The organism is Lentibacillus persicus, assembly GCF_900112705.1.
GTDB lineage: Bacteria > Bacillota > Bacilli > Bacillales > Amphibacillaceae > Lentibacillus > Lentibacillus persicus.
This window is the reverse complement of record NZ_FOMR01000006.1, coordinates 187,752-208,207: the sequence shown is the minus strand read 5'-3', so window position 1 is coordinate 208,207 and position 20,456 is coordinate 187,752. Positions and strand designations below refer to the sequence as shown.

Annotated in this window: 23 protein-coding genes; all 23 read left to right on the top strand. The window is 42.2% G+C overall.

Annotated elements, in window-relative coordinates; all coding sequences use genetic code 11:
- The first annotated feature begins 123 nt into the window (after positions 1–123).
- The 23 genes from BMZ22_RS09940 to ftsX all read left to right on the top strand — a co-directional run bounded on the left by BMZ22_RS09940 (position 124) and on the right by ftsX (position 20,320).
- Positions 124–1,278 (top strand): sensor histidine kinase, encoded by a 1,155-nt coding sequence (locus tag BMZ22_RS09940; RefSeq protein ID WP_090085015.1) that lies wholly within the window; start codon positions 124–126, stop codon positions 1,276–1,278.
- A gap of 102 nt (positions 1,279–1,380) precedes the next feature.
- Entirely contained in the window at positions 1,381–2,073 is a 693-nt protein-coding gene (locus tag BMZ22_RS09935) for a response regulator (protein ID WP_090085013.1), read from the top strand.
- A 129-nt stretch (positions 2,074–2,202) separates the two neighbouring features.
- Positions 2,203–3,048, top strand: a complete 846-nt coding sequence (locus BMZ22_RS09930; RefSeq protein WP_090085011.1) for a DegV family protein — start codon at positions 2,203–2,205, stop codon at positions 3,046–3,048.
- Between the two features lie 127 nt (positions 3,049–3,175).
- Positions 3,176–4,546, top strand: a complete 1,371-nt coding sequence (locus BMZ22_RS09925) for an ATP-dependent helicase ComFA (protein ID WP_090085009.1) — start codon at positions 3,176–3,178, stop codon at positions 4,544–4,546.
- 1 nt (position 4,547) lies between these two features.
- Entirely contained in the window at positions 4,548–5,228 is a 681-nt protein-coding gene (locus BMZ22_RS09920; protein ID WP_090085006.1) for a ComFC family protein, read from the top strand.
- 46 nt (positions 5,229–5,274) lie between these two features.
- Complete coding sequence (locus BMZ22_RS09915; protein ID WP_090085004.1) at positions 5,275–5,691, top strand: TIGR03826 family flagellar region protein; 417 nt, start codon at positions 5,275–5,277, stop codon at positions 5,689–5,691.
- 88 nt (positions 5,692–5,779) lie between these two features.
- Positions 5,780–6,052: a flagellar biosynthesis anti-sigma factor FlgM gene (gene flgM, locus BMZ22_RS09910; protein WP_090085001.1), complete on the top strand. Its 273-nt coding sequence runs from the start codon at positions 5,780–5,782 to the stop codon at positions 6,050–6,052.
- Position 6,053: 1 nt separating this feature from the next.
- Positions 6,054–6,542, top strand: a complete 489-nt coding sequence (locus tag BMZ22_RS09905; protein ID WP_090084999.1) for a flagellar protein FlgN — start codon at positions 6,054–6,056, stop codon at positions 6,540–6,542.
- Between the two features lie 23 nt (positions 6,543–6,565).
- A complete protein-coding gene (gene flgK, locus BMZ22_RS09900; RefSeq protein ID WP_090084997.1) occupies positions 6,566–8,017 on the top strand; it encodes a flagellar hook-associated protein FlgK in 1,452 nt (483 codons plus the stop codon).
- 9 nt (positions 8,018–8,026) lie between these two features.
- Positions 8,027–8,896, top strand: coding sequence for a flagellar hook-associated protein FlgL (gene flgL / locus BMZ22_RS09895; RefSeq protein ID WP_090084995.1), 870 nt, complete (start codon positions 8,027–8,029; stop codon positions 8,894–8,896).
- Between the two features lie 62 nt (positions 8,897–8,958).
- Positions 8,959–9,408 (top strand): flagellar assembly protein FliW, encoded by a 450-nt coding sequence (fliW, locus tag BMZ22_RS09890; RefSeq protein WP_090084994.1) that lies wholly within the window; start codon positions 8,959–8,961, stop codon positions 9,406–9,408.
- 2 nt (positions 9,409–9,410) lie between these two features.
- Positions 9,411–9,629, top strand: coding sequence for a carbon storage regulator CsrA (gene csrA / locus BMZ22_RS09885; protein WP_090084992.1), 219 nt, complete (start codon positions 9,411–9,413; stop codon positions 9,627–9,629).
- An 87-nt stretch (positions 9,630–9,716) separates the two neighbouring features.
- Positions 9,717–10,076, top strand: coding sequence for a flagellar protein FlaG (flaG, locus tag BMZ22_RS09880; RefSeq protein ID WP_090084990.1), 360 nt, complete (start codon positions 9,717–9,719; stop codon positions 10,074–10,076).
- Positions 10,077–10,104: 28 nt separating this feature from the next.
- The gene (locus BMZ22_RS09875; RefSeq protein ID WP_090084988.1) at positions 10,105–11,658 is read left to right on the top strand and encodes a flagellar hook-associated protein 2; all 1,554 of its coding nucleotides are present in this window, start codon (positions 10,105–10,107) and stop codon (positions 11,656–11,658) included.
- Between the two features lie 40 nt (positions 11,659–11,698).
- Positions 11,699–12,100 carry a flagellar export chaperone FliS gene (fliS, locus tag BMZ22_RS09870; protein WP_090084986.1) on the top strand — a complete coding sequence of 134 codons (402 nt, stop codon included), beginning with the start codon at positions 11,699–11,701 and terminating at the stop codon, positions 12,098–12,100.
- Positions 12,100–12,453 (top strand): flagellar protein FliT, encoded by a 354-nt coding sequence (fliT, locus tag BMZ22_RS09865; RefSeq protein ID WP_090084984.1) that lies wholly within the window; start codon positions 12,100–12,102, stop codon positions 12,451–12,453. Before fliS ends, fliT begins: the two co-directional genes overlap by 1 nt.
- Before the next feature lie 137 nt (positions 12,454–12,590).
- Complete coding sequence (hpf, locus tag BMZ22_RS09860) at positions 12,591–13,154, top strand: ribosome hibernation-promoting factor, HPF/YfiA family (protein ID WP_090084982.1); 564 nt, start codon at positions 12,591–12,593, stop codon at positions 13,152–13,154.
- Between the two features lie 504 nt (positions 13,155–13,658).
- Positions 13,659–13,814, top strand: a complete 156-nt coding sequence (locus BMZ22_RS16930) for a hypothetical protein (RefSeq protein WP_177183411.1) — start codon at positions 13,659–13,661, stop codon at positions 13,812–13,814.
- Between the two features lie 389 nt (positions 13,815–14,203).
- A complete protein-coding gene (gene secA / locus BMZ22_RS09850; RefSeq protein ID WP_090084978.1) occupies positions 14,204–16,723 on the top strand; it encodes a preprotein translocase subunit SecA in 2,520 nt (839 codons plus the stop codon).
- A 78-nt stretch (positions 16,724–16,801) separates the two neighbouring features.
- A protein-coding gene (gene prfB / locus BMZ22_RS09845) for a peptide chain release factor 2 (protein WP_143069976.1) occupies positions 16,802–17,903 on the top strand; the annotation gives its coding sequence in 2 pieces (ribosomal slippage) (positions 16,802–16,873 and positions 16,875–17,903; 1,101 coding nt in all).
- 195 nt (positions 17,904–18,098) lie between these two features.
- Complete coding sequence (gene cccB / locus BMZ22_RS09840; RefSeq protein ID WP_090084974.1) at positions 18,099–18,440, top strand: cytochrome c551; 342 nt, start codon at positions 18,099–18,101, stop codon at positions 18,438–18,440.
- Between the two features lie 310 nt (positions 18,441–18,750).
- Positions 18,751–19,437 (top strand): cell division ATP-binding protein FtsE, encoded by a 687-nt coding sequence (gene ftsE / locus BMZ22_RS09835; protein ID WP_090084972.1) that lies wholly within the window; start codon positions 18,751–18,753, stop codon positions 19,435–19,437.
- Positions 19,427–20,320 carry a permease-like cell division protein FtsX gene (gene ftsX / locus BMZ22_RS09830; protein ID WP_090084970.1) on the top strand — a complete coding sequence of 298 codons (894 nt, stop codon included), beginning with the start codon at positions 19,427–19,429 and terminating at the stop codon, positions 20,318–20,320. Before ftsE ends, ftsX begins: the two co-directional genes overlap by 11 nt.
- Positions 20,321–20,456 lie beyond the last annotated feature (136 nt).

Genomic DNA, 20,456 nt, shown 5'->3' with positions numbered 1-20,456 from the left:
ATGATGATAGAGTATAACAGCTTCTCGTAAGTAATTTGCAGTTTTTTATAAAAAATAGGCAGAAAGACCCCTGTAAAAAGATAACAGGTTGCGAACAATTATAACATAGGCTGGTGGGAAATTATGTCACAAAAGCTGGAAGATACAGCATTGGATTATGTCATCGATGAAATGATTGACGTCGTACAAAATAGCAAGGACGAAATTTTCAATATCGGCGAAGAGGCTCGCGATGAGTTTGAGCGACTTCAGCAGGAGTTGAACGAAACAAGAGAAGACGTTATCCGGCATATTAACGCAGGCGATGAACTTGAACAAAAAGTACGCTATTCAAGGCAACGTCTCTCAGAAGTCAGCAAGGAGTTCGACCGGTATTCGGAAACTGAAATTCGCGAAGTGTATGAAAAAACACACGCCATGCAGACCGAACTTGCTATAGCGCGTCAGGAAGAGAAAGCTTTGCGGGACAAGCGTGATGAACTCGAACGCCGGCTCAACACGTTGGATCAGACTATCGAGCGTGCTGAAGGGCTTGCCGGTAAAATATCCGTCATTCTCACATATTTGAATGATGATTTCCGACAGGTCAATGAAATGATTATCGAAGCAAAAGAAAAACAGGAATTTGGATTAAAAATTATTGAAGCACAGGAAGATGAACGACGGAAAATATCTCGAGAGATTCATGATGGACCGGCGCAGATGCTGGCAAATATACTGCTCCGTTCAGATCTTGTGGACCGGACTTTCCGCGAAGGCACGTATGAGGATGCCCTATGTGAAATGAAAAGTATCCGAAAAATGATTCGTTCATCCTTGTATGAAGTCCGCCGTATCATTTATGATTTGCGGCCAATGGCGTTGGACGACTTGGGTTTGATTCCGACGATTAAAAAATATGTTGCGACCGTTTCTGATTATAATGATATCGATATAGAATTTATACCATTGGGAAAAGAGGAACGATTGCAGCAAAAATATGAAATTGCCTTTTTTCGCTTGATGCAGGAAGCATTACAAAACGCAGTGAAACATGCTGAAGCGTCGCTAATAAAAGTGAAACTTGAAATAACAGAATCGGTTATTTCGATGACCATAAAAGATGATGGAAAAGGGTTTGATCCAGGTTTGAAACAAGATAAGTCGTTTGGCTTAATCGGTATGAGGGAACGTGTGGAAATGTTGAATGGCAAACTTGAGATAAACTCTGAGATTGGCAAAGGCACAGCAATCATGATAAAAGTTCCGTCTTCAGTTTCGAAAGATTTTGTATTTTAAATCATTTCAAGTATACTATATGTTATAGAAATGAGCTCGGAATGAATATGTAATAGGGTATCGTTTAATCAAATAGAGTAATAACTTGGGAGGAACCATGCTATGAATGAAAAACGAACTAAAATTATATTAATCGACGACCATAAGTTATTTCGTGAAGGGGTTAAGCGCATCCTCGATTTTGAGTCTTCTTTTGAAGTTGTAGCTGAAGGTGATGATGGGAATGTTGCCTCTCAGTTAGTCCGGAAGCATAATCCGGATGTAGTCCTGATGGATATTAACATGCCCAAATTAAATGGCGTTCAGGCGACTGCAGATCTTGTGCAGAAGTTCCCGAATACGAATGTTATCATTCTGTCAATACACGACGATGAAAGTTATGTTACGCACGCCTTAAAAACCGGAGCTCAAGGATATCTTCTGAAAGAAATGGATTCAGACGCCTTAATTGAAGCAATCAAAGTTGTCCGTGAAGGCGGGTCATATCTCCATCCAAGAATAACCCACAATCTGGTTCAGGAGTATCGCCGTCTCGCACGTGAAAATGCAGCGACTGCAGCAGAAAACGCTATCGAATACCACAAACCCCTCCATTTGCTTACACGACGCGAATGTGAGGTATTACAGCTGCTCGCGGATGGGAAAAGTAATCGCGGCGTTGCCGAACGATTATATATCAGTGAAAAAACTGTGAAAAATCACGTCAGCAATATCTTGCAAAAAATGAACGTCAACGATCGCACCCAGGCAGTCGTTTCCGCTATTCGAAAAGGCTGGGTCGAGATGGAAAGCTAGTTTTTATCATAAGTCAGTATAAAAAACTCTGCAGCGTAAATTACTGCAGAGTTTTTTCGTTGATGCATTTTTATCATAAGTCATGTAAAATGATAGAAAACAGCACTAGTATGAGGAGAAGGTAAAGCAATGAAAATTGCCGTAATGACTGACAGCACATCCTATATTTCCGAGAACCTTATCGATAAGTATAATATTCACATCGTCCCGCTCAGTGTGGTATTTGGTGACACATCATATCGGGAAGGGATTGACATCACGACTGAGGAATTTTATCAAAAAGTAAAAGAAGCTGAACAATTGCCAAAGACATCCCAGCCTTCAATTGGCATGATTTCCAGCAAGTTTGAGGAATTGGCTAAGGATTATGACGCGGTTATCTCGATTCATTTGTCGAGCGGTATCAGCGGTACCTATCAGGCTGTTGTCAGCGCAGGTGAGATGGTGGATGGCATTGACGTTTATCCTTATGATTCTGAATTGAGCTGTATGGGTCAGGGATTTTATGTGCTCGAAGCCGCAGAACAATCTGAAGCGCTTGATACGCCTGAGGCGATTATTGCACGTCTTGATGAAATGAAACAATCAATGCGCGCCTATTTTATGGCCGATGATTTAACGCATCTGCAGCGCGGCGGCCGTTTGAACAGCGCACAAGCAATCGTGGGAAGTCTGTTGCAGGTTAAACCGGTACTTCATTTTGTTGATAAAAAAATCGTGCCTTTTGAAAAAATAAGAACCCGTAAAAAAGCACTCAACCGTATTATGAGTATGCTTAGAGAAGAAGCATCACATGGTAAAAATCTCAAAGTTGCCTTTATTCATGCCAATAACGAAGAAGCAGCCGTTGAATTGAAAGAACAATTTGACGCCGAGTACCCCGGCATGGACACGACAATCAGCTATTTCGGCCCCGTCATCGGCACCCATCTTGGTGAAGGCGCTCTGGGGGCTTGCTGGTATACAAAAGCGTAGTCAATAATGAAGCAGGGATTGGCAGCCCCGTCAATCCTTTTCTCCCTCTTTTCCCCAGAAAGCCAGTTTCCAAGGCTCACAACCGACCGATCTTAATCCTTCCTTTATTTGTCAGGAGTGTAAAGTTATGGAATATCATGAGCTTTATCGGCGTTATGCAGGCAAACTCCTTTTAAGAAGCGAAATCCTCGTTGATGATTCTTTTTTCGAACAATTACTGAAAGATGGTTATTTAACACCAAAACCTTCGATAAAAAAGACATGGGGGCATTATAAATGTCAGCGCTGCGGCAATCAGAAACCATCTTTGTTTGGAACTCTGCCGTGTTATAACTGCAAACGCACGCATGTCTACTGCCGCAAATGTATTGACATGGGCAGAGTGATGGAATGTTTATCGTTATATGAATGGACCGGTGACAGCCTGGGGTGGGCGAGTTATTCCAATGCCTGTTCATGGTCCGGCAATCTGACCCCGCCTCAGCAAGAAGCATCAGATCGTATCATTCAGGCAATAAAGCAGCGCGAGAAAGAACTGCTTGTATGGGCGGTTTGCGGTGCCGGAAAAACAGAGATGCTTTATCCCGGCATATCTGAGGCACTGAGAATCAAAAAAAGGGTATGCATTGCTACACCAAGAGCAGATGTGGTAAGAGAATTATTGCCCAGATTGCGTGCGGCGTTTTCCGGAGTTTATATTCAAGGTTTATATGGCGGCAGCCTGGAAAAAGACGGTACAGCACAGCTCATTATTACAACTACCCACCAGCTGCTTCGTTACAGCAACGCTTTTGACGTTATGATCATTGATGAAGTTGATGCGTTTCCATATACCAAAGATCCCACGCTCCCATTTTCTTCCGAGCGGGCAAAAAGTAAAGATAGTACGACGATTTATTTGACCGCTACGCCAAGGAAAGAATATAAAAGAAAGATAAATCAAAAAAAGCTCCCTTTTATATTTGTCCCCAGACGTTTTCACAACCAACCGCTTCCTGTTCCAGCTTTCCGTATGTGTTTTTCATTAAAAAAAGACTTAGCGGATTATCGGCCGCCTGAATCATTCTATAAATGGTTTGCACAACGAACGAATCGTAATAGGCAAGTGCTTATTTTTGTGCCGACTATCCGACTGGCTGATAATATGACGCAAAGATTAGCAGCCAGGCTTGCTCGTTATAAAATTAAGGCGGTCCATGCAGCTGATGAGAATCGGGAGGAAAAAGTTCAAGCCTTCAGGGATAAACAGTACCAATTACTCGTTACCACTACTATATTGGAGCGAGGTGTAACGTTTCCATCGGTAGACGTAGCTGTCTTGGATGCAGGTCATAATGTATTTGATGAAGCTGCACTTGTGCAGATTGCCGGCAGAGCCGGCAGGAGCCCCGATGATCCGGATGGAGAAGTCGTTTTTTTCCATGATGGTAAAACTGAAGCGATGGTGGAGGCTGCAAAATCTATTATTAAAATGAATAGACGGGGAGGTTTTCGTTAACATGAATTGTTTATGGTGTGATGCCGATATCATTCCGGCAATCACCTGGAAAACGATACTCCAACCGCCTGAATCTAAAAATCTATGCCCGCCATGCGAGGAACAGCTTCAGGTAATTCGGGGGAACAGGTGCCGCAAATGCAGCAGAGAAAGTGAGGAAAAGCTATGCTCGGATTGCAGGTGGCGGGAACGAAATGAAGGTGAATCGTCGCTGGCGTGGAATTATTCGGTTTTCCCCTATAATGAACGAATGCAGGAGATGGTTTCAAAGTGGAAATACCGGGGTGACTATGCCATTGGCAACGCGTTTAAACGTGATTACCTTAAAGCGTTTAACCATATCGCTCCCTCTTTGCCCAATGATCCAGCAGTTGTTCCAATCCCATTAAGCGAGGAACGGATAAAAGAACGCGGATTCAATCAATCCAGAATGCTGGCGCAGTTTTTACCGATTGAAATGGTTGAATTGTTAAAGCGGACACATAGCGAGAAACAATCCAAACGAACCCGTCGTCAGCGTTTAGCCGCTGGGAATCCATTTTTTATCAATCAAACGGTCAATAAACCGGTAATTCTGGCTGACGATATCTATACAACGGGAACAACATTGCACCATGCCGCGTCCATATTGAAAATGCATGGATGTCCTGCTGTATTTGCTTTGACATTAGTTCGTGGATAAGGCTTATCTATGCTATTATAGATTACAGAAAAAGGGGAGATACACGATGGCTGAATTAGCAAATTGTGCCCGTTGCGGTGAAATTTTTGTTAAAAAACTGCATGATATTTGTCAGTCATGTCAAAGAGAATTAGAACAAGCCTATCAGGTAGTTTACCAATTTTTAAATAACCGGGAGCATCGGGAAGCGACAATCACGGAAATAGCTGAGGCTACTGGCATTAAAGAAGAAATGATTATAGCGTTTATCAGAGAAGGCAGGCTGCGTCCTTCACAGTATCCTAAACTGGCTTATCCATGTGACCGATGCGGTGCTGATATTACAAAAGGAAGGCTTTGTGCCGACTGTGCCGAAGAATTAAAAATCGACCTTGAACGCTATGAAAAATGGAAACAGCAGCGTCAGCCACAAATAAAAGAACATGACAGAACTTATTATGCGGTTAATAAACATAAGAAATAATGATAAGTGCTTTAAATTGGTTCAGAATCAGCCGATACTAAAATTAGAATGAAAAATACGTTAAGCTTTAAAGAATGAGGTGAATCTCATGAAAATATATGGACCCAACCAGCCGAATTTTAACCCTTATAAAAATCAGGCACAACATCAAATCGATAACGCGAAAGAGGTCACAAAAAAAGACCAATTGGAAATATCAAGTAAAGCAAAGGAAATGCTTGAAACTGACAAAAAAGAATCGAAACGCGCTTCATATGTCCAGCAAATTAAAGAATCAATCGACAGTGGAGCGTATACCATCAATCATGAAAAGACCGCCCAAAAAATGATTGATTTTTGGTCCGGAAAAGGAGGGCGCTGATATGTCCGTTCAGCCCATAATACAAGCGCTTGAAAAACTGATTAAGCTTCACGAAAATTTGATGGATACTGCCGTAGAAAAGACCGGGCTAATTAAACAGGGTTCACTGGATAAATTGCAATCATTGCTGGTGAAAGAACACAAATTTGTGCAAGTCCTGGAGCAGGCCGAGTTGAAACGGCAACAGGCCGTTGAGGAATGGCTGCTGGAACAGGGACGTGCATTAAGAGAACCCACAATTACAGCCATTCTTGAAATGCTGAGTAACGAACGTGAGCAAAAAGAACTTGAAAAAACGGCTGTTAAATTAGCCGATATCGTTACACGGTTAAAGCAGCAGGAACAGCTTAACCAGGCGCTTCTCCACCAATCGATGCAGTATGTCGAGTTATCAATGGACGCTATAAAACCTTCATTGAAACACATGAATTATGGAAACCAGCAGACAAGCTTTTCACCGGAGCGATCTGTATTTGATTCTAAAGCATAGACAGCACAGAAAGGGGGAAGCCGATGAGCACTTTTCATGGATTGGAAATGGCCAAGCAAGCATTATCTGCACAGCAATCAGCACTTTATACGACCAACCATAATATTTCAAATGCCAATACCGACGGTTATACACGCCAGCGGGTAAATTTTGAAACGACACCATCACACCCGTCAGCCGCACGTAATCGGCCCGAAATTGCCGGTCAGAAGGGAACCGGGGTCGAAGCCGGCACAGTTCAGCGAATCCGCAATCAATTTTTGGATCATCAGTACCGAGCTGAAAGCAGTTCGTCTGAATACTGGAATTCAAAATCAAATGCGCTGACACAGATTGAAAATTTGATGAATGAACCATCAGAATCCGGGCTTGCGTCTACGATGAATCAATTTTGGGAGTCCCTGCAGGATTTGTCTGTAAACCCGGATGATTCCGGTGTGCGCTCTGTTGTGGCGCAACGTGCGGATTCTGTGGCAGAGACGTTTAACTATTTGTCTGATTCACTTACTGCAATGCGGGCAGATTTGAAGAAAGAAATCGATCATAAAAGTGAGACGGCAAATTCACTCATCCATCAAATTAACAATGTTAATAAACAGGTTAAAGAAATTGAAACACACGGGCAGCTGGCCAACGATTTATATGACAAGCGTGACAAGTTGATTGATGAGTTATCAGGCATCGTCAATATTGACGTCGATTATACCAAGAGCAGCGAAACCGCACCTGATATTGCGGATGGACTGGCTACGGTCAAGTTGGCGGACGCGAATGGTAAAGCTTTGGGAGCACCGGCGCTGGTGGGTGTATCTGAAGGTGAATTTAATTATAATCCTATTGAAGTGGACTATCCACCCTCTGAGTTTGCAGCACCGGGATCGCTGAAAGGGCTGATTGAATCGTACGGGTACAACACCGATGATGGGGACACCGTAAAAGGAACATATCCAGACATGTTACAAGATTTGGACGATTTAGCCGGGAAATTTGCTAGAAAATTCAATGATCTACATAATGAAGGCGCAGACTTGCGTGGGAATGAAGGAGTTGAGGAGATTGAAAATTTCTTTCAGATCCCCGATGGACAGCCTGCAGCATCCAATATTATTGTGAATCAGAAAATTCTCGATGATCCCGGCAAGATAGCGGCCAGTAGTGGCAGTGGCGATGGTGATGGGGAAAATGCAGCTGCATTAGCAGATATAATTGAAGAATCTTTCACACCTTCCTATCAATCACTTATTGGCGAGTTGGGTGTTAAGACACAGGAAGCTAACCGTATGGCTGAAAATACTGAAGCGTTGAAGTCACAAGTGGAACAGCAACGAATGTCAGTCAGTTCAGTATCTCTGGATGAAGAAATGTCGAATATGATTAAGTTCCAGCATGCATATAATGCTGCAGCCCGAAGCATGACAGCTGTTGATGAAATGATTGATCGGATTATCAATAACATGGGACTTGTGGGAAGGTAGGTTCATTTTATGCGAATTACACAAAGTATGCTTTCCAATAATATGCTTCAAAATATGTCGAAAAGCTATTCGAATATGAATACATACATGGATCAGCTGTCCACTGGAAAGAAAATCAGCCGCCCTTCAGATGACCCTTTCATTGCTGTAAAAAGTATGGGCTACAAAAAGCAAACAGCTGAAATTGAACAATATAAACGCAATACAAATGAAATGCATGTTTGGATGGATAATTCAGATGCTGCATTAAACGAAGCAACGCAGACGTTGCAAAAAGTCCGTGAACTTGCCGTACAGGCAAGCAATGATGCACTGGACGAAGAAGGACGCAAAAGTATTCAGCAGGAAGCCGTGCATCTGAAAGAAAGTTTGATTGACATTGCGAATACAAAGGTTAATGGGAAGTATCTTTTTAATGGGACAAATATTGATTCCAAACCTGTTGAGGGTGGTAATTATAAACCGGAAAGTGGTCCAGTTAACATGGAGGTTTCAGACGGAGTAATGCTGAAGGCGAACGTTAATGGCTCTGAAATATTTGGTGAAGAATTATTTAAGGCGGTTGAAGGATTTATTGACAATCTGGACTCGGAAACAAACGGCGAAACGTTGGAAGCGAACATCGAGACGATTGATGAGCAATTGGATAAACTTGTTAACGAAAGAGCAGATTTGGGAGCGCGCATGAACCGGCTCGAGCTGGTGGAAAACCGTCTGAGCGAACAGGAATTAACAACAACGAAAGCAATGTCAGAAAACGAGGACATAGACTATGAAGAAGTGATTACCAATTTGCTTAGTCAGGAAAGCGTTCATCGTGCCGCATTATCAGCTGGTTCGAGAATTATTCAGCCTACGTTGATGGACTTTTTACGTTAATCAAAATGATAGCCCTGGCCTTATTCCGGCACAGGGCCTATTTTTTATAAAGGGTGAGGATTATGTACATACAAACAAAATATATGGGAAGCGTGGAAGTTGATCCAAGCAAAATACTTTATTTTTCATCCGGTTTGCCCGGGTTTATAGAGGAAAAAGAATTCGTGCTTTTGAATACTGCGGAAAACTCTGTTTTTCAGATTTTGCAGTCAGCAGACACGCCTGAAATCGCTTTTGTTGTCGTTAACCCGTACTATTTTTATCAGAATTATGTCTTTGACTTAGATGAAAACTTGTTGAATGGTCTGTCCATAACTGATGCAGAAGATGTCATGGTACTTGCGATTGTGACGGTCAGAAAGCCTTTTGCAGAAAGTACGCTGAATTTAAAGGCTCCGATCATCATTAATTCCCAAAACCAGCAGGGAAAGCAGTACATATTAAATACGGATTCATATCCATCAAAAGCAGCTATTACATTACCCGATTCTGCATCAGTGAAAGGAGAGTAACGATGCTTGTTCTGACTAGAAAACAAAATGAATCAATTCAAATTGGTGACGATATTGAAGTGAAAGTGCTGGGCTTGACCGGTGATCAAGTAAAACTGGGCATTTCCGCTCCCGGATCGATGGATATCCACCGGAAAGAAATTTATCTTGATATACAAAAACAGAATAATGAAGCTGCCAACCTATCAGTGGATATACTGGAATTATTAAAAAGCGAGTAGCCCCTTTAATTAAGATCAAAACACCTTCATAAAAAGTATTTTTCAGCCGATATAAACAGTAAATCCACATAGGGAGTTGCATGGGCAATGAAGGTAGATAAGCCACTTAGAGCGGTTCACCCCTTGCAAAATGAACAACACAGCAGGTACACGGCAGCAGCAGCAAAGGAAAAATCAGCGGAGAGCAGTTCAAATACAGACCAGCAAAAAAAGAAAAATATGGATAAAGACCAAATTGAGACAATTGTTGCTCAATTAAATGACTTTATGGAACCAACACGTACCAGCTTGAAGTTTGAACTCCATGATAAGCTTAATGACTACTATGTTAAAGTAATTGATCGTGATACAGAAGAAGTAATCAGAGAAATCCCGCCGGAAAAAATGCTGGATATGCATGCTGCAATGGAAGAGTTTGCGGGCTTTCTAATAGATGAAAAGATCTGATACAGGCACCTGAAAGGAGTTGGCAGAAATGCGTATTGGTGGTTTGGCCTCAGGCATGGATATCGATAGTCTTGTAAATAGATTAATGAACGCGGAACGGATGCCGCTGCAAAAGATGGAGCAGGACCAGACGACACTCACATGGAAACGTGATGCTTTTCGCGACGTCAATAAATCGCTGGCGGAACTGGATGATATGATTCTTAACATGAAGATGGGAAGCACATATAACTCAAAATCAATCAGTTCGTCACAGGAAGATGCGGTCACAGCAACCGGTTCCTCAAGTGCCAATAATGGAACATATAATATCGAAGTGACTCAGCTGGCAACATCGGCGGTGAATATAAGCGAGGTCGGGATCGGTTTTGATGCTGATAAAACATTTGCAGAACTGAAAGCTGAAGGTGGGCTTGAATTGACGGATGAGCAAAAAACCTTTGAGTTTATGACTTATAAGGAAAATGGAGATGAAGTAAAGCATTCTTATGTTATTGAAGATGATGAATCACTGAACGATTTGCTCAAGCGTATTACGGATGATGATAATCATCATGTACGGGCAATTTATGACAGTAATAGTGAAAAAGTCATAATGGAAACGACAAGGACCGGCAATTATAATACAGATGAAAACCGGTATCTCGGTGCTGAAATTGCTTTTGACAGCACCACGGACTCCGCTTTTTTGAGGGATGTATTGAATCTGAAAAATGGAAAAGAAGTATCGGGGGAATGGGAGCCGGTTGAAAGCGGAGGAACGGATTCGGCGTTTAAGTATAATGGCATTGATATGACTTCCCGCAGTAATTCATATGAACTTGGCGGCGTCACATTTCAATTCAATGATACGACAACAGGAAATGGTGCCAATCTGACTGTTACAAACAATGTTGAACAATCACATGAATCAATTATGAACTTTGTCGATAAATATAATGAGGTCGTTGACAAACTGAATGGGACGCAGCAGGAAGAGAAATTCCGTGATTATCCGCCTTTAACCGATGAGCAAAAAGAAGAAATGTCAGAGCGGGAAATTGAGTTATGGGAAGAGAAAGCAAAAAGCGGGATTCTACGCGGGGAGTCCGCTATCTCCCAGGGCCTGTTCTCCATGCGGAGCAGCTGGTATTCAAATGTGCAATCAGACGGTGCTTTTTCATCATTAACGCAAGTCGGTATTTCGACAACGCGTAATTATTTGGACGGCGGGAAGCTGGAAGTCAATGAACAGGAACTCAAAGATGCTCTCGCCAGTGACCCTGACAGCGTATTCAAGCTTTTTTCCAATGATTCGGAAGATGAGGCCAGAGGCGTTATTAACAGACTGGAAGATGCACTCGATTCAACTATAGGACAAATTGAACAGCGGGCGGGCAAAGGAACCGATACGCTGGATAATTATACACTGGGTAAACGAATGAAAGATTTGACTGAACGAATTGGTGCTTTCGAAGATCGTATGGTTCAAGTGGAAAACCGTTATTGGAGTCAATTTTCTCAGATGGAACAGGCAATACAGAAAATGAATCAGCAGTCAACAATGCTTACAAACCAGTTCAGCGGAGGAGGCATGATGTAAAAAATCATGCGCCTCACTTTAATATAAGGAGTGTTCCTGAATGTCAATCAACAAGCCATATCAGACTTATCAGCATAATGCTGTTAATACGGCATCAAGCGGCGAATTAACCCTGATGCTTTATAACGGCTGCATTAAGTTTATTAAACAGGCAATGAAAGATATTGAAAATGGAAAAATCGAGGCAAAAAATACACATCTGCAAAAAGCTCAAAAGATTATCCAGGAACTGATGGTAACATTGGATATGAATGTTGAAATTTCCACGCAGATTATGCCGCTGTATGAGTATATACTTCACCAGCTAAAAGAAGGCAATGTCAAAAACGATCCCGCTTTTCTGGAAGAAGCTTTAAAATATGTTACCGAATTCCGGGATACCTGGAAACAAGTTATAAAGCAGGCCCGGCAAACCCGTTATGCACAAGGTGCGCAGGTATAATGAACCGGATGAAATCCTTATGGGATGTTACAAAGAAGCTTGAAACGGCACTTGACAGGGAGGTTAACGGAAAAAATCGTGAAAAAGTGCTGCAGGAAGTTAATGGTTTGCTTGAAGCAAGAGAGGAACTCCTCAGTGAAATCGGCCCTCCTTTCACTGAGATTGAAATGCGTACAGGCAGTGAAATTGTCAGACTGAACAACGCGCTTCAAGTTAAACTGAACACGTTATTTGACGAATTAAAGACTGAAATGAAACAGGCAAAAAAGCAAAAAAAGTCTCATCGTTCATATCTAAATCCTTATGAAAATGTGAAAGTAGCAGATGGCATGTTTTTGGACAGCAAGAATTAGAAGCACTGAGGGACTGATGTTACGGTTTTTTCGATTCGTGAATCTATTTTTTCCGACATATTTTTCTCGTTTAAGCAGGAAAAGTAGGTGGGAATGTAGTATAATAAATACATAAGGATGAAAGGAGGACACTTTTTATGAAGTATAACATTCGAGGCGAAAATATTGAGGTGACCGGAGCAATTCGGGATTATGTCGAGAAGAAAATCGGCAAGCTAGCCAGATATTTTGATACAGAGCCATCATCGGATGTAAATGTTAACTTGAGTGTCTATAACGATGAACAGCGAATTGAGGTTACGATTCCAATGCCAAACCTGCTGCTTCGGGCCGAAGTGCAACATCTGGACTTGTATGCAGCTATTGACCTGGCAGCTGATAAACTGGAACGGCAAATCCGTAAGTACAAAACAAAAGTGAATCGTAAATTTAGACAAGAAGGTTCTCCGAAACATATATTTGCAGAATTGGAAAAAGAAGCTGCAGAGGAAAATGCACAAGCTGTAGCGGAAGCAGATGAGGTTGAAATTGTCCGCAAAAAACAATTTGACCTTAAACCAATGGATTCTGAAGAAGCTGTTTTGCAGATGGATATGCTGGGGCACGCTTTTTACGTATTTACGAATGCCATATCAGGCGATACGAATGTTGTGTACCGCCGGAAAGATGGACGGTACGGCTTAATAGAACCTACCAGTTAATAAAAGAATAAAATTGTAACAAGAGGCTGGGACATAACTTATATATCAGATATAAAAGACGAACGATAATCAAGGTTAGCAGATATGCGTAGGCTCCCTGCGGGAACAGAGGCATAGGTGAGACAAGGAAGTGCCTTGGCACGAGTTGGCTCACCAGCCGCCCGCGGAAAGCGAAGCATATTTCCGGAGCGGTGTATTCCGCTCCCTTTCCTAATATTATCGTTCGTCTTTTCTTTTACTTTTAAACCTTTTGTCCCAGCTTCTTTAAGCTGCAACGAGACGCTCTTCAAAAGATTGTCGAAATTTGTCGTTCGATATACTGAAATTTGAATTTGGTTCCTCTTTTTAGGCAATATTTCATTAGTTTTCGTAATCGAGTGTCGAAATCGCTGTTTTTATACGAAGTTTTTGTCGAATGGGAATCAAAAATTAAAAAATTACGATTGGTACTTTTTATGGCGGCGTGTTATAACTTAATCATACTTAAGGAAAGGAAGTGCTTATGTGAGTGAGAAGAAGTATGACGAACTGGCCGTAAAAGTTCGACAGCATGAAGAAGCAATTGCTCAGCTTCTGGAAATTGTTGCTGTTACGAATCGTCGTCTTTCTGAATTGGATGGTAATCATGATGAACCGTTAAATCCTTATTCGTTTACATAGGCCCTTTCTTTTCAGAAGCCCCATTTTCCCTCTGATTTTCCTCGTTATAAGGACAGTCCACCCCTCCTGGATTGTCCTTTTTGCTTTTTGCCAACATCACTGTCAACCCTCCGCCGGTAACACTTGGACAAGTAATGTCAACCATTGCAATCAGTTGTCATACAACTTGAGTTGCGTTATTATTAATAATGGACTAACTATATGTGTCAACAATTGAAATAATATATTTTATAGCACTTATGTAAGTTTTTTCCCCGCATGTAATTGGCAGTAAGCCCCCATCTCGAATGCTCGGGTATACGATGGAGATTAGGTGGGGGCAACTGCCAGTAAATGTCCGATTCGTTTATCTAAGTTCTTTTTAGAGACAAATATGAGGAGCGTTTTAAATGGCAGGATTATTAACAAAAATATTCGGTGACGGCAATAAAAAACAGCTAAATAAACTTCAGCGAAAAGTTGATCAAATAGAGGAACTGGAGTCTGATATGGAAAGCCTGTCAGATGATGAACTCAAAAGAAAAACAGAGGAGTTCAAGGAGCGTTATGCCAATGGCGAGACATTAAATGATATGCTTGTCGAAGCTTTTGCTGTGGTGCGCGAAGGTGCCAAGCGCGTGCTTGGTATGCGTCCATTTCCTGTCCAGCTGTCGGGTGCAATTGCTTTGCATGAAGGCAATATCGCCGAAATGAAAACTGGTGAAGGGAAAACGTTGGCTTCCACCATGCCGGCATATTTAAATGCCCTTTCCGGAAAAGGTGTGCATATCATTACAGTCAATGATTATTTGGCTGGCCGTGATGCTAAGGACATGGGAGAATTATACAACTTTCTCGGTCTCTCGGTCGGGCTGAATGGCAATGGTATGACAAAGGATGAAAAACGTGAAGCGTATAACTGTGATATCACATACGGTACCAATAATGAATTTGGCTTTGACTACCTCCGTGATAACATGGTTCTATATAAAGAGCAGATGGTGCAGCGCCCTCTGAACTTTGCGATTATCGATGAAGTTGACTCAATTTTAATTGATGAAGCGCGCACACCGCTGATTATTTCCGGTTCTGCCCAAAAATCGGCTTCAATGTACCAGCAGGCAAACGGTTTTGTGCGGACGCTGAACAGGGAAACAGACTATACCTATGATGAAAAAACAAAGGGTGTGCAGCTGACTGAAGAAGGAATAAATAAAGCAGAGCGCTATTTCGGCATTGAAAACCTGTTTGACTTAAATCACGTTTCGCTGACACATCATATTAATCAAGCGCTTAAAGCCCATGTATCAATGCATCGTGATACGGATTATGTCGTTCAGGAAGGTGAGGTCGTCATTGTGGACCAATTCACCGGCCGGCTGATGAAGGGACGGCGTTACAGCGATGGTCTTCACCAGGCAATTGAAGCTAAAGAAGGTCTGCAAATCCAAAACGAAAGCATGACACTGGCTTCGATAACATTCCAGAACTTTTTCCGGATGTATCAAAAATTATCGGGAATGACCGGTACGGCTAAAACGGAAGAAGAAGAGTTCCGCAATATTTATAATATGGATGTTATCGCCATACCGACGAATGAACCCATTATTCGTGACGACAAACCTGATATGATTTACAAATCGGTGGAAGGAAAATTCCGTGCGGTTACGGAGGATATTAAGCAGCGGTATGAAGCCGGTCAGCCTGTTTTGGTGGGTACGGTTGCAGTTGAAACATCAGAGCTGATTTCAAAGATGCTCAAAAAAGCCGGCGTACCGCATAATGTTCTGAACGCCAAAAACCACTACCGTGAAGCGGAGATTATCGAGAATGCGGGTCAAAAAGGTGCGGTCACCATTGCAACTAACATGGCCGGGCGCGGTACCGATATTAAACTTGGTGAAGGTGTGACGGAACTTGGCGGCCTTGCGGTGATTGGCACCGAGCGGCATGAATCCCGGCGTATTGATAACCAACTTCGGGGTCGTTCGGGACGCCAAGGTGACCCTGGAATGTCCCAGTTTTATCTTTCAATGGAAGACGAGCTGATGCGCCGTTTTGGCTCTGAGAATATGCGTAACATGATGGATCGCATGGGTATGGACGATTCCCAGCCGATCGAGAGCAAAATGGTCTCAAGAGCTGTAGAGTCTGCTCAGAAGCGTGTGGAAGGTAATAACTTTGACGCCCGAAAGACAGTCCTATCGTACGATGATGTTCTGAGACAGCAGCGTGAAATTATCTATAAACAACGTTTCGATGTAATCGAAGCCAATGAAGACTTGCGTGATATCGTCCAGGAGATGATTAAATCATCGATCGAGCGTGTCGTTAATGCGAATACGCAGGATGAACTGGATGAAAATTGGGAATTGAATACCATAATCGAATATGTTCACGGTAATTTGCTGAGTCCTGAGGATATTTCGGCTGATGATCTTAAAGGGAAAGAACCTGACGAGATAACCGACTTTATTCTGGAGAAAGTTAAAGCACGTTACGAGGAAAAGGAAGAGGAACTCACGCCTGAGCAAATGCGTGAATTCGAAAAAGTAATCGTGCTGCGTACGGTTGATACAAAATGGATGGACCATATTGATCAGATGGAACAGCTTCGCCAGGGCATTCATTTGCGGGCTTACGGCCAAAATGATCCATTGCAGGAATATCAGGCTGAAGGCTTCCAGATGTTCGAGAGCATGATTGTAGAAATTGAAGAAGAAGTTGCAAAATATGTTATGAAAGCAGAAATTCGTGATAATCTGCAACGTCAGGAAGTTGCGAAAAATACACAGGCAGTTTCCGGCGGACAGAATCAAAATGAAAAGAAAAAATCCCGGAAACCATATGTGAAAACGGACAATGTCGGGCGTAATGAGCCATGTCCGTGCGGAAGCGGTAAAAAATACAAGCACTGCCACGGTGCATGATTTTAAATATCATGAAACACTCTCGTAAATAAACGGGGGTGTTTTCGCTGATAATAAAAAGACTTAGAGGTGAAGGTTATGGAACTTGTTGAAATCGGTAATGAACTTGAACAAATGAACAAGCGGATTAATGATTTTAGGGGGTCTCTTTGACTTAGATGTTAAACGGCAGCGTATAAAAGAACTGGAAATGGAAATGAGTGACCCGGCATTTTGGAATGATCAAAACAAAGCCCAAAAAATGATTAATGAAAATAACAGCCTAAAGCAGTACGTTGAAGGATTTGATTCCCTGGAAGAACAGCTTGAGAGTATGGAAGTCTCTTATGAATTGGTAAAAGAAGAAAATGATCAGGAATTGTTTGATGATCTTGAAAAAGATTTGACTGCATTGCGCGAGGAAATGAATGCATTTGAACTGCAAATGCTTTTAAGCGAACCATATGATCAAAATAATGCGATTCTGGAATTGCATCCTGGAGCAGGCGGCACCGAATCACAAGATTGGGCAAGTATTCTTTTGCGTATGTACCAGCGGTGGGCTGAAAGTAAAAACTTTTCAGTAGAAATACTCAACTACTTGCCGGGTGATGAAGCCGGTGTCAAAAATGTTACGTTGTGGATTAAAGGACATAACGCATATGGTTACCTCAAAGCAGAAAAAGGCGTTCATCGTCTTGTGCGTATTTCACCTTTCGATTCTTCGGGCAGACGCCACACGTCTTTTGCGTCATGTGATGTAATGCCGGAGATGGATGATAGTGTGGATATTGAAATAAAAAGTGAAGATATTAACATTGACACATACCGTGCCAGTGGTGCCGGCGGTCAGCATGTCAATACGACCGATTCCGCCGTTCGGATTACACACTTGCCGACAAAGACAATCGTGACTTGCCAATCTGAACGTTCGCAAATTCAGAACAGGGAGCGGGCGATGAAAATGCTGCGTTCCAAACTTTATCAGCTGGAGTTGGAACGACAGCAGCAGGAAATTGATGAATTGCGTGGAGAACAACGTGAAATCGGCTGGGGGAGTCAGATACGCTCATATGTCTTCCATCCGTATACAATGGTTAAAGACCATCGTACAAACGTTGAAGCAGGTAATGCCCAAGGTGTTGTTGACGGCGAACTTGATCAATTCATTGATGCCTATTTACGTTCACGGATCAATTAACCGTTATTTCGGCAGAGGGCGCATCAACCATATCTAAAAAGTCAAAAAAACGCCATAAAATGATTGAACCCTTGATGTGCAAGTTATTTAGGCTAAAATTTCCAGTTGCAAATCAGGTCGAGCAGTTTTAATTTCGTATGATTAGGTTATAATAGCTGTGATAACCTTTTCAAAACTTTGTTAGGGGGGATTAACATGAAAAAATGGTTATTGACAATGTTGTTCAGCACAGCACTCGTGCTCGGTGCTTGTGGCGGCGGTGGTGACGACAACGGCGGTGAAAATTCCGGCGGAGATAACGGCGGATCAACCACCGATAGTGCAGCTGCTGAAGAAATTTACGAAAGTAACTGCGCTTCATGTCACGGTGCAGACCTTTCAGGTGGTGCTGGACCGGACCTGACAGCAGTTGGAGCAGATTATTCTGCAGACGAGATTGCTGATATTATTCAAAACGGTAAAGGCAGCATGCCAGCACAGGATGTCTCTGATGAAGACACTCAGACACTTTCTAACTGGTTGGCTGAGAACAATTAATTAAGCAGTAAATAAAAAGCCTTGATCCTATTTCCGGGATAAGGCTTTTTTGATTTCTTTGCAGAATGTATTACGCTTCGTACACAATCGATAATTGCTACATTTATTCAACTGGATAGAAATATTACAAAAATAGCGTCGAATAACATAAAATGAAATCAAAATGTAATATTATAAGTCTAAAATTCCTGCTGAAAAATGTTATAATGAATGAAAATTGTTCAATAGACTCGTTAAAAAATGAGTCTTTTTAATTGCAGATATACTGACATCTACGACTTACAACAATACAGATTAAAGGTGATACATAGTGATTACGATGAAAGACGTTCATAAAACATACGCAAATGGCGTGACTGCCTTGAATGGAGTGAATATAAATATTGACCAAGGTGAGTTTGTGTATGTTGTCGGGCCGAGCGGAGCCGGGAAGTCAACATTTATCAGGCTCATTTACCGTGAAGTGAAACCGACTGATGGCTCGATAGTCGTAAATGATACAGATTTAAGCACGCTGAAGGAAAGGAAAGTTCCTTTTTTGCGCCGGGATGTTGGAGTGGTTTTTCAGGATTTTAAACTGCTGCCGAAACTATCAGTTTATGAAAATATTGCATTTGCACTTGAAGTCATTGAAGAGTCGCCGCGCAATATCCGTACCAGAGTGATGGACGTGCTTGAACTTGTCGGGTTGAAAAACAAAGCACGATTCATACCGGATGAATTGTCAGGTGGTGAACAGCAGCGTGTATCGATTGCACGCGCAATTGTGAACCAGCCGAAAATTGTGATTGCCGATGAACCAACCGGAAACCTGGACCCTGAGACGTCTTGGGAGATCATGCGGATTTTTGAAGAAGTTAATGCTAAAGGCACCACGTTGATCATGGCCACTCACAGCAAAGAAATTGTTAATACAGTCAAAAAACGCGTTATCGCAGTGGAAGATGGGTTGATTGTGCGTGACGAACACCGGGGTGAATACGGCTATGAGGCTTAGAACAGCAAAACGCCATGTCAGGGAAGGGATAAAAAATATCTTCCGGAATGGCTGGATGACGATAGCATCAGTTGCCGCTGTAACGACGACATTATTGCTTGTTGCGGCATTCCTGGCATTAATGCTGAACTTGAATCATATGGCCGGGGGCCTTGAAGAAGATGTGGAAATTGAAGCATTAATCGATGTTACGGCCAACGAGGAAGAGATAAATGAAATAGGCAGCACGATTAAAGAAATGGATGAAGCTGCAAGTGTTAAGTTCAATTCCAAGGATGAACAGCTTGAAGGCCTGATTGATGACATGGGTGAGGAAGGCTCAACATGGCAAATGTTTGAGCAGGACAACCCATTAAGCCATGCTTACATTGTCAAAGCAAAAACACCTTCGAATACATCGGGGCTGGCTGAGCAAATCAATAATCTCGACAATATTCAGGAAGTCAATTATGGACGAGATGTTATCCAACAGCTGTTTCAATTTAATGATTACGCCCGCAATATTGGTCTTGTGCTGATAGCTGCATTAGTCTTTACTGCTATATTCCTCATATCAAATACCATAAAACTTACAATTATGGCACGAAGCAGGGAAATTGGAATTATGAAGCTTGTGGGCGCGACAAATGGTTTTATTCGCTGGCCATTTTTTATTGAGGGAGCCTTGCACGGGATATTGGGTTCTATCATACCAATTGCAGCTGTAATGAGTGGATATCATTACTTGGTGAATAATTTGGGTGCGCAGATCACCTACTCATTCGTGGAATTGCTGCCATTCAATCCATTCGCCTGGCAGTTGTCATTGCTCATCCTGTTAATTGGCACCTTAATCGGTGTATGGGGAAGTGTTATGAGCGTGCGTAAATTCCTGAAAGTATAGCAGTCGGGTAGCGGCATAAACATTGACTTATGCTGCACTGCTGTCGCGGGGGCGTGAAAGCTCAGAAATAAAACAACAGTTTGTTTTGTATCAGGCTCTCACCTCCTTTCAGGTATCTATAATTCAAACTAACGCG

Excerpts from the sequence above, each read along its gene's own strand:
- BMZ22_RS09940 (WP_090085015.1), top strand. The coding sequence starts at position 124 with ATGTCACAAAAGCTGGAAGATACAGCATTGGATTATGTCATCGATGAA.
- BMZ22_RS09935 (WP_090085013.1), top strand. The coding sequence starts at position 1,381 with ATGAATGAAAAACGAACTAAAATTATATTAATCGACGACCATAAGTTA.
- BMZ22_RS09930 (WP_090085011.1), top strand. The coding sequence starts at position 2,203 with ATGAAAATTGCCGTAATGACTGACAGCACATCCTATATTTCCGAGAAC.
- BMZ22_RS09925 (WP_090085009.1), top strand. The coding sequence starts at position 3,176 with ATGGAATATCATGAGCTTTATCGGCGTTATGCAGGCAAACTCCTTTTA.
- BMZ22_RS09920 (WP_090085006.1), top strand. The coding sequence starts at position 4,548 with ATGAATTGTTTATGGTGTGATGCCGATATCATTCCGGCAATCACCTGG.
- BMZ22_RS09915 (WP_090085004.1), top strand. The coding sequence starts at position 5,275 with ATGGCTGAATTAGCAAATTGTGCCCGTTGCGGTGAAATTTTTGTTAAA.
- flgM (WP_090085001.1), top strand. The coding sequence starts at position 5,780 with ATGAAAATATATGGACCCAACCAGCCGAATTTTAACCCTTATAAAAAT.
- BMZ22_RS09905 (WP_090084999.1), top strand. The coding sequence starts at position 6,054 with ATGTCCGTTCAGCCCATAATACAAGCGCTTGAAAAACTGATTAAGCTT.
- flgK (WP_090084997.1), top strand. The coding sequence starts at position 6,566 with ATGAGCACTTTTCATGGATTGGAAATGGCCAAGCAAGCATTATCTGCA.
- flgL (WP_090084995.1), top strand. The coding sequence starts at position 8,027 with ATGCGAATTACACAAAGTATGCTTTCCAATAATATGCTTCAAAATATG.
- fliW (WP_090084994.1), top strand. The coding sequence starts at position 8,959 with ATGTACATACAAACAAAATATATGGGAAGCGTGGAAGTTGATCCAAGC.
- csrA (WP_090084992.1), top strand. The coding sequence starts at position 9,411 with ATGCTTGTTCTGACTAGAAAACAAAATGAATCAATTCAAATTGGTGAC.
- flaG (WP_090084990.1), top strand. The coding sequence starts at position 9,717 with ATGAAGGTAGATAAGCCACTTAGAGCGGTTCACCCCTTGCAAAATGAA.
- BMZ22_RS09875 (WP_090084988.1), top strand. The coding sequence starts at position 10,105 with ATGCGTATTGGTGGTTTGGCCTCAGGCATGGATATCGATAGTCTTGTA.
- fliS (WP_090084986.1), top strand. The coding sequence starts at position 11,699 with ATGTCAATCAACAAGCCATATCAGACTTATCAGCATAATGCTGTTAAT.
- fliT (WP_090084984.1), top strand. The coding sequence starts at position 12,100 with ATGAACCGGATGAAATCCTTATGGGATGTTACAAAGAAGCTTGAAACG.
- hpf (WP_090084982.1), top strand. The coding sequence starts at position 12,591 with ATGAAGTATAACATTCGAGGCGAAAATATTGAGGTGACCGGAGCAATT.
- secA (WP_090084978.1), top strand. The coding sequence starts at position 14,204 with ATGGCAGGATTATTAACAAAAATATTCGGTGACGGCAATAAAAAACAG.
- cccB (WP_090084974.1), top strand. The coding sequence starts at position 18,099 with ATGAAAAAATGGTTATTGACAATGTTGTTCAGCACAGCACTCGTGCTC.
- ftsX (WP_090084970.1), top strand. The coding sequence starts at position 19,427 with ATGAGGCTTAGAACAGCAAAACGCCATGTCAGGGAAGGGATAAAAAAT.